The 7,244-nt window shown below is 65.3% G+C and carries 4 protein-coding genes; all 4 read left to right on the top strand.

Annotation, left to right across the window (positions count from 1 at the left end; genetic code table 11):
- A partial coding sequence (locus HR086_RS43060) for an Ig-like domain-containing protein (protein ID WP_217442185.1) occupies window positions 1-1,489 on the top strand: 1,489 nt, incomplete at its 5' end.
- 35 nt (window positions 1,490-1,524) lie between these two features.
- Window positions 1,525-3,066, top strand: a complete 1,542-nt coding sequence (locus tag HR086_RS43065) for a PEGA domain-containing protein (RefSeq protein WP_174468539.1) — start codon at window positions 1,525-1,527, stop codon at window positions 3,064-3,066.
- A gap of 115 nt (window positions 3,067-3,181) precedes the next feature.
- Window positions 3,182-4,600 carry an IgA Peptidase M64 gene (locus HR086_RS43070; RefSeq protein WP_174468540.1) on the top strand — a complete coding sequence of 473 codons (1,419 nt, stop codon included), beginning with the start codon at window positions 3,182-3,184 and terminating at the stop codon, window positions 4,598-4,600.
- Window positions 4,601-4,723: 123 nt separating this feature from the next.
- On the top strand, window positions 4,724-7,244 hold a 2,521-nt coding region (locus HR086_RS43075), incomplete at its 3' end, for a lamin tail domain-containing protein (RefSeq protein ID WP_174468541.1).

Here is a 7,244-nt window from a genome sequence, read left to right on the forward strand (position 1 = left end):
GTTCGGGGAGACGGTGTTCACGGGGGAGGAGCGCGTGGTGGTGGTGGACCGCACCGCGCCGCGAGTGGTGTCGCGGGCCCCGGAACCGGGGGCGCAGGATGTGTGGGTCAAGAGCCCCATCCAGGCCGTGTTCTCCGAGCCGGTGAATGCGAGCACCGTGACGAGCGCCTCCGTGCGACTCACCGTGGGCGGGGTGGAGGTGGCCCGGACGGTGTCACTGTCGGGGGATGGGAAGACGATGACGGTGGTGCCGGCAACGCCTATCTCGGGGCCCACCTCAGCGGCGATGGTTCTCACCTTGGCCGTAACGGACAGGGCGGGAAATGCCTTGGAAGTTCCCGTGGGCACGTGGGACTGGAGACATTCCACGATGGTGCTCCAGCCTTACGGGCCCGTCCTCGCCAAGGAGTCGGGGAACCTTGGTGTCCATCTTTATGAATTCGGCTCGGACAAACAAGGGAACTCCGTCATCGTCCAATCCGAGAAGCTCCCGGCTCATTCCAGGCTGCGCGTCTACAGCAACACTGGCGGCCAATGGACGGAGTTGGGCAGTGGGCTGGAAGCAAGAACGTCTGGATTCGAGCCCTACAATCCAACAGTCAGATTCGACCCCCTGGATGGAACACCTGTTGTCGCCTGGCATGAAGGAAATGGCAGCAACGAATCCGAGCGCATCTATGTCGCGCGCTGGATGGGAACTCACTGGAGTTATCTGGGAGGAACTTCAGGAATTCTGCCATCCATCTCCGACAGCACTCACCCAGTCATGGACCTGGATGCGACGGGAAAACCACTCGTCGCGTACTATTCCGACACCGAGCAGACCACCTATGCCTATCGCTGGACAGGAACAGCCTGGGAGCCCCTGGGAGGAAGCCTCAACGCATTGCTCGGCCTGGATTCCAGCCACCCCATCGGTATCAAGGTCGGTCCCACCCAGTCGATGTTCCTGGCGATGAGAGGGCAAAAAAACGGGCAATCGAAGCTCTATGTTGTCCGCTGGAACGGCACCGACTGGAAGCCACTTCAGGAAGCACAACCTCCGGTCGGTGTTCCCTTCGAACTCTCGCAGTTTCGTGAGCCTCGCCTCTCTCTTGCCCCCGATGACAAACCGATTCTCGCCTGGGTCGACCAACCGGTAGAGGGCCCCGCACAAGCGCACTCCTATATTTGGAAGAACGACGCGTGGGAGGTCTATTGCCCGCAACACACACCGCCCACCGAACCAACGTCCGAAATGACGCGCCTCGAGTTGGATGACACCGGAACGGTGTGGATGGCCTGGTCGGCAAAGGGAACCCCCTTCTTCCACATCGAGCGATGCACATCCGGGTCATGGACTCCCTTCGCAAGCAGCGAGACCACCCTCCCTCCCATTTCGACCGCGACATTCTCGGAATTCACCATCACAGGCATCAACACCATCCAGGTGGTGACCACCCTCGCCGATGGTGGAACGCTGGTCGTCCACTCACACCTCAATCGCTGACATCGACCATGTCCCCACCTCGTCGAGTTTCCCTCATGTTTTCCAGGAAGCATGCCGTGCGGTCCGCATTGTTCATCCTGAGCTGTGTTCTTCCCCTCACCGCCTTCGCAGCGCCCCGGCGTATGGTCGTCGCGAGCGGCGATTGCAAGGACGCGGAACTGGGCAGTCAGGCCAATGCGTTCCTCGGCGCCCTCGTGTCACGTCCGGAGCAAGACGTTTTGAGCGCGGCCGGTTTCAGTGAGCGGCTCTTTCCACAACCGACGACGAGCTACGAGGACCTCCAGCGGCAACTCGACTCCGCGCAGGACCACTTCTACGAGAGTCGAAACGGCAAGGCCGCAGTGGCCATCGACGAAGCCCTCCAGCAGATCAACCGCCTGCCCGTGGGCGATGAGCGCTGGAAGCTCTACGTGAATGCCCAGCTCCTGCACGGCCTGAACTATCGGGCCATGGGAAGACAGAAGGAGAGCGACACGGCGTTCCGGAGCGTTTTGCGGCTCCAGCCCGACTACCAGCTCGACCCTGACTACTTCGCTCCCTCGGTGCGCCAGGGGTTCGACAAGCTGCGAAGGGAGCTGAACCTCGCCCGTAAGGTGAAGCTCTCGGTGAAGTCCACGTTGCCGACTTCAGACGTGTACCTCGACGGCATCAAGATGGGGCAGACGCCGCTGACGCTCGACGTGCTGGCGGGCACCTATGACCTCACCCTGGTGAAGGGCGAGGCCATCAGCTTCCCTCGGCAGATTCAGGCGCAAGGCGCGGACACACCGCTGCTCGTGGACCTCGCCTATGAGGGCTCCGTCTCCGCCACGCCGTTCCCCTGTCTCTCCATCCCCGAAGCCAGCGCGGAGCGGACCCTCAGTCACGCCGTCCGTCTGGGCGGCACGCTCGGTGTCGAAGAGGTCATCGTTGTGCGCCTGGAGCGCCCCAGCAGTGGCCCCAAGTGGTTCGCCGCCACCGTGCTCAATGTCGAGGGCGGTCAAAAGCTTCGCGAAGGCGGCTTCAAGACGCAGGGCCTGGATGCCCCGGCGGAAGCACTCTCCGCCCTGGTGGACTTCGTGACCACGGGTCGGTCTCCTTCCAACCTCGTAGTGATGAACGCCAATGGGCGAGCTCCCTGGGAGCAGGTTGTGACCTCGGACAAGTCTGGCGCCCAGCACGGAGGTGGCATGGACATCAGCGCTCCGAACCCTCTCTCAGACGGCATCGCGGACTCGGCGGACCGACCCACACCGGCACTGCGCGTGGCCTCCTATGTCCTGCTTGGCACCGGCGTGGCCGCGCTAGGCGGGGCGGGCGTAGTGCGGTTCCTGGCGCAGAAGAACGTGGATGACCTGGAGAAGCGCCTCGAAAACGGCCGAATCCTCTCCTCGGACCAGGAGGCGCTGCGACTTCGGAACTCCCTGGTCCAGAAGAGCAATCTCCTCACGGGACTGCTCGTCGGAGGAGGTGCGGCCGTCGCCACGGGCGCGGTGCTCTTCCTCGTCTCTCCTTCATCAGCCGACACTCCGCCCGTCTCGGTGGGAGTCGCCACGGATGGAGAAGCCTTTTCGACCAGCCTCTCCGGTACCTTCTGAATCCACGTCTCGCGGACTACGAGGGAGGAAGCCTGACACACCGCGTTCGTCACGAAGCCAGCGAGCGAGTTCGCCAGCCGCGCCGATAACGTCGCCGCCGCATAGAGTGCCGCGCATGACGCGTGCCCTTCTTGCCCTGCTCCTGGCCACGAGCGCTTCCGCCGCGGCCCCTCGCACCCTCCGGGTGGATTACTTCCACGCCGGCAATGCCACCGAGGAACGCTTCAGCCTCGACCGGGTGGTCATCGAACCGCTGCCCTGGCCGGGCCACGCGGCGCGCGCGATCGACGACACCAACCTCGGCAAGTATCTCTTCGAGGTGAGGGACCGGGACACGAACCAGGTCCTCTTCTCCCGGGGCTTCGCTTCCATCTACGGAGAGTGGGAGCTCACCACCGAGGCGAAGAGCCAGCACCGCACCTTCCACGAGTCGCTTCGCTTTCCCACGCCGGAGCGCCCCGTCCAGGTGCTCCTCAAGAAGCGCGACGCACAGAACGCCTTCCGCGAGGTGTGGTCACTCATCGTGGACCCGAAGGACATGTTCGTGGACCCGTCCTCACCGCCCGCTCCGGGCCCGCTGCTGAAGCTGCTGGAGAACGGGCCACCGGAGCAGAAGGTGGACCTGCTCATCCTGGGCGACGGCTACACCGAAGCGGAGCGCGCCAGGTTCGAGAAGGACGCCCGGCGCATGGTGGACATCCTCTTCACCTTCTCGCCCTTCAAGGAGCGCAAGGCAGACTTCAACGTCTGGGGCTTGATGCCGGCCGCCGTGCAGTCCGGAATTTCCCGGCCGTCCACTGGCGTCCACCGGCGCTCACCCGTGGGCACCACCTATGACGCCTTCGGCAGCGAGCGCTACATCCTGACCTTCGACAACAAGGCCTTCCGCGAACTGTCTGCCTTCGCGCCCTACGAGTTCGTCGAAATCCTGTCCAACGGCAACACCTACGGAGGCGGAGGCATCCTCGGCCTCTACGGCACCGTGGCGGCCGACAGCCTGTGGGCGCCCTACGTCTTCGTCCACGAGTTCGGCCATCACTTCGCGGGCCTCGCCGACGAGTACTACACCTCCGAGTCCGTCTACGTGCCCAGCGCCGACCGGCTGGAGCCCTGGGAGAAGAACGTCACCGCGCTCAAGGACCCGGAGCAGCTCAAGTGGAAGCACCTGGTGACGCCCGGCACGCCCCTGCCCACACCCTGGAGCAAGGAGGCCTACGAGACGCACTCCAATGACGTGCAGAAGCGCCGCCGCCAGGTCCGGGCCCAGCGCAAGCCGGAGTCGGAGATGGACTCCCTGTTCGTGGCGCAGCGTGACTGGGAGGAGAAGTTCCTTTCCTCACAGAAGTACTCGAACAAGGTGGGCGCCTTCGAAGGGGCCAACTACGAGGCCCGGGGGTATTACAGACCCCAGCTCGACTGTGTGATGTTCACCCGGGATCGGGTGCCCTTCTGCGCGGTGTGTCAGAGCGCGATTTCACAGGTCATCGACTTGTACGCGGGTCCCCGACCTCCAGCCTCCCGCAAGACACCCTGATAACCAGTCATTTCGAGGGATTCCTGCGTGACATGGCGGTGTCACGGGGGCCCCGCAATGGACCCTCTCCAGGTTCAGGTGTAAGGGGGGCGAGTTACTACCTGCATCCCTGGAGGGGACCGCATGCAGAAGCGAAATTGGCTTGCAGCGCTCATGACCGCCGTGCTCGTCACGATGGGCACGGGCTGTGGAGATGAGTGCGTCGACCAGTTCGACTGTCGCGCCGATAATGGCCAGCCAGATCCGGGCAAGGAGTGGACCTGTAACGATGGGACCTGTGATCAGGTCGCCATCAACGTTCCGACCCCAGACTCGGGGACGCCGGATTCGGGGACTCCGGATTCGGGGACTCCGGACGCGGGCGTGACCTGCAACCCGGGCTGCGGCACGGGCGAGCTGTGTGACATCAGCTCCGGCACGGGCGTGTGCAAGATTTGCCGCGACTCCGCCACGGGCACGGGCACGGATGAAGGCTGCTCCGCCGCCGCTCCTGTCTGCGACATCACTGGCACAGGCGGCAAGGGCGTATGCACCGCGTGCCGCGACACCGCCACGGGCACCGGCCAGGACCTGGGCTGTGCCGCTGAAGTGCCGGTCTGCGACACCACCGCCAACAACGGCGTGGGCGTCTGCAAGGCCTGCACGGACTCCGCCACGGGAAATAGCCAGGACCTGGGCTGCTCGGCCACGGCCCCCATCTGCGACACGGCAGCCAACAGCGGCGCGGGCGCGTGCAAGGTCTGCTTCGACTCGCAGACGAGCCCCGACCAGGGCTGCTCTTCGCCCACCAACATCTGCGACACGGCGGCCAACAACGGCGCTGGCGAGTGCAAGGTCTGCAACGCCACCGAGGGTTGCCTGGGTGAGCAGACGTGCAACGCCGCGGGCACCGCCTGCGAGGGCTGCGCGGACAACGCGTCGTGCGCTCCGGAGACCCCGGTCTGCCGCACGGACACCACGCCGACGGTGTGCGTCGAGTGCTCCCCGGGCAACACCGCCCACTGCGATGCGACCAAGCCGGCCTGCAATGCCAACTTCCTGTGCGGCTGCACGGAAAATACCGACTGCGCCGCGGTGCCGGACAGCGCGCGTGACTTCTGCGACCCCACGGGCAACAACAACCGTGGTCAGTGCGAGGTCTGCGTCACCGACACCCAGTGCGCGGGTCTGGATCCGCTGAAGCCGGTCTGCAACAACCGCACGGAGTGCGTGCAGTGCCTGACGAACGCGAGCTGCACGGCGGGCCAGGTCTGCAACACGACCACCCACGCTTGCGAGACGGCCCCTGGCCCCACCGCGGCTGAGACCAGCGCGCAGATCGCCGCCTTCCTCGCCGCCGAGGCTGGCTCCCCCAACCTGCCCGTCAATGGAGCCTACGTCACGTTCCTCAAGCCCGCCGTGCCGGGCCAGGACAACGAGACCGAGCCTGTCGGCTTCTTCCTCCAGGCGGAGGCCAACGGCCCCGCGATGTTCGTCTCCGACCCCGCCGTCGTGAACCAGGTGGCCGTGGGAGACCGGATCAGCCTGACCGTCGCCACGAAGCAGCTCGCGAACCAGCAGGACCTGGCCAGCACCGTCGCGGAGTTCACGCGGCTCAGCCAGGGGCACTCGGTGCGCTCGCTTGCCGCGGACCGCTCCGGCGCGAACGACCTCGTTACCGCACTGGCCGCCTACGAGTATCAGCTCATCACGCTCTCCGGTACCCTGGGCGCTGCGGGCGGCGCGGGGGCGGGCTTCACGGGCTTCCCCATCACGACGACCGGGATGCCCTCCACCAACCCGATTCGCCTGCGCATGCCCATAGCACTGCCCCAGGCGCTCGAAGCCGCCCCGGGCTGCCAGTTCACCCTCGTGGGTCCCATGTGGCGGTTCGGCACCACCCCGCAGCCGTCGGCCTTCTCGGCTTCGGACATCACGCTCGACTGCCCCGCGCCCAAGCTGGTCACGGCGACCAGCCTGTCCGCCACGCAGGTCCGGCTCACGTTCGACCGTAAGATTGCTGAGGCTTCGGCGCAGGCCTCGGACTTCACCATCGAAAACCTGACCGTCTCGGGCGTCGCGGTCGACGGAACGCTGGTGACCCTCACCACGAGCGAGCAGACCGCGGGCACGGCCTATACGGCCACCGTCTCCGGCGAGGTCACCGACCTGAGCGGCAAGCCGGTCGCCAGCGCGAACAACAGCGCAAACTTCACCGGATTCACTCCTCCGCCCGAGGGCGCTTCGCTCGTCATCAACGAGGTGGACTACGACAACCTCGGCAATGACACTGGGGAGTTCATCGAGATCTACAACCGAGGAAACGCGGCCGCCGACCTGAGCGATCTGATCATCGTCCTTGTCAATGGTGACTCGACCGCCACGCCGCGTCGCGATTATAATCGCTTCCCTCTGAGCAGCGTGACCGATGCTGCTGGCACCTCGGTGACGTCGCTGCCCGCAGGTGGGTACCTGGTCGCCGCCCCCGCGCCGTTCTTCACGAACAACCCGCTGCCCGGCGTTCTCCGTCTGGTCATCACCGCGCCGCTGCCGACGACCACTCCGAACGAAAACATCGTCCAGAACGGTTTTGGTGATGGCATTGGCCTCATCAAGTTCTCCACGGGCACGATGGTCGACACCATCTTCTACGAGACCCCGCCCC

It is taken from the genome of Myxococcus sp. CA039A (assembly GCF_013336645.1).
Lineage (GTDB): Bacteria > Myxococcota > Myxococcia > Myxococcales > Myxococcaceae > Myxococcus > Myxococcus llanfairpwllgwyngyllgogerychwyrndrobwllllantysiliogogogochensis.